This is a genomic window from Fundidesulfovibrio sp. (assembly GCF_058402725.1).
On the sequence record NZ_JBZVFJ010000319.1, the window covers coordinates 1 to 1812 of the forward strand.

The 1812-nt window shown below is 65.8% G+C and carries 2 protein-coding genes; both read left to right on the forward strand.

What is annotated here, in order from left to right; translation table 11 throughout:
• Window positions 1-452 (forward strand): heterodisulfide reductase-related iron-sulfur binding cluster (locus ACV4UX_RS19155; RefSeq protein WP_491594872.1); only part of this gene is annotated, 452 nt, incomplete at its 5' end.
• Window positions 453-471: 19 nt separating this feature from the next.
• On the forward strand, window positions 472-1812 hold a 1341-nt coding region (locus ACV4UX_RS19160; RefSeq protein WP_491594873.1), incomplete at its 3' end, for a preprotein translocase subunit SecA.

Sequence of the window (1812 nt, forward strand, 5' to 3'; positions counted from 1 at the left end):
AGGCCCTGCGCGGCTACGTCGTGGAGGACCTGGGCTGGGAGCCCGGCGAGGCCCGGCTCTGGAGCGAAGGGATCGAACCTTTGGCCCGGCTGGCCTTGCGTGTGGAGTTCGCGGAGGCCGGGCGGGTCCCCGGCCGGATCATCCACCATGGGCCCTGCCACGGGGCGGACGGCGAACTGGAGCTCTTGTGGGCCGCTTTGGGCGGCCGGGCGGAGGGCACGGGGCGCGGCCCGTGCTGCGGCTTCGGCGGAGCGCTCAAACTTTCGGCCCCCGGGCTTTCGGCCCAGGTGGCACGCCAATGCCTCGATTTCTATGGACCCCGGCCCGGCGACCGGATACTGACCGGCTGTTCCGGTTGCGTGTTCCAGCTTCGCTCGCACGCGCCGGAGGGGGTTCTCGCGGGACACTGGCTGGACGCGGTGGACACGGCGTTGCAGCCGGGCCCCGGTTGAGGTTTTTCAAGGAGACGACATGTTCGCAAGCATTCTCAAGATGATCGTGGGTTCCAAGAACGAGCGCTACCTCAAGAGCCTCACGCCCACGGTCGACAAGATCACCTCCCTCGAACCCGCCATGCAGGCCCAGGAGCAGGGCCAGTTGCAGACGCGCATCGGCGAGCTGCGCCAGGAGGCGGCCAACGGCCGCGCCCTGGACGAGATGCTCCCCGAGGTCTTCGCCATGGTGCGCGAGGCCGGGCGGCGCACCATGGACATGCGCCACTTCGACGTGCAGCTCATCGGCGGCATGGTGCTGCACCAGGGCAAGATCGCCGAAATGAAGACCGGCGAAGGCAAGACCCTGGTGGCCACCCTGCCCGCCGTGCTCAACGCGCTCTCGGGCAAGGGCGTGCACCTCGTCACGGTGAACGACTACCTTGCCCGGCGCGACGCCGCCTGGATGGGGGCCATCTACAACTACCTGGGCCTGAGCGTGGGCACCATCCTGCACGGGCTCACCGACGAGGAGCGCAAGGAAGCCTACGGGGCCGACATCACCTACGGCACCAACAACGAGTTCGGCTTCGACTACCTGCGCGACAACATGAAATTCTACAAGGAACACCTGGTCCAGCGCGAACACAACTTCGCCATCGTGGACGAGGTGGACTCCATCCTCATCGACGAGGCGCGCACGCCGCTCATCATCTCCGGTCCGGCCGAGGAGTCCACGGCGCAGTACAGCCGCGTTGCGGCCTCCATCCCCATGCTCAAGGCCGACGTGCACTTCACCAAGGACGAGAAGGCCCGCACGGTGCTGCTCACCGACGAGGGCGTGGCCCGCTGCGAAGAGATCTTCAAGGTTGAGAACCTCTACGACCCGGCCAACATCTCCCTGCAGCACCATGTCCTGCAGGGGCTGCGCGCCCACCACCTCTACGCCCGCGACGTGGATTACATCGTCAAGGACGACCAGGTGATCATCGTGGACGAGTTCACCGGACGCCTCATGCCCGGGCGGCGCTATTCCGACGGCCTGCACCAGTCCCTGGAGGCCAAGGAAGGCGTGAAGGTGGAGAGCGAGAACCAGACTCTGGCCTCCATCACCTTCCAGAACTTCTTCCGCATGTACAACAAGCTGTCCGGCATGACCGGCACGGCGGATACCGAAGCCTACGAATTCCAGCAGATCTACGGCCTGGAGACGGTGATCATCCCGACCAACCTGCCCATGATCCGCCGCGACATGAACGACCTGGTCTATCGCACCGCCGACGAGAAATGGCAGGCCGTGATTGCCGATATTCGCGACTGCCACCAGCGGGGCCAGCCGGTCCTGGTGGGCACCACATCCATCGAGGTGAATGAATTCCTC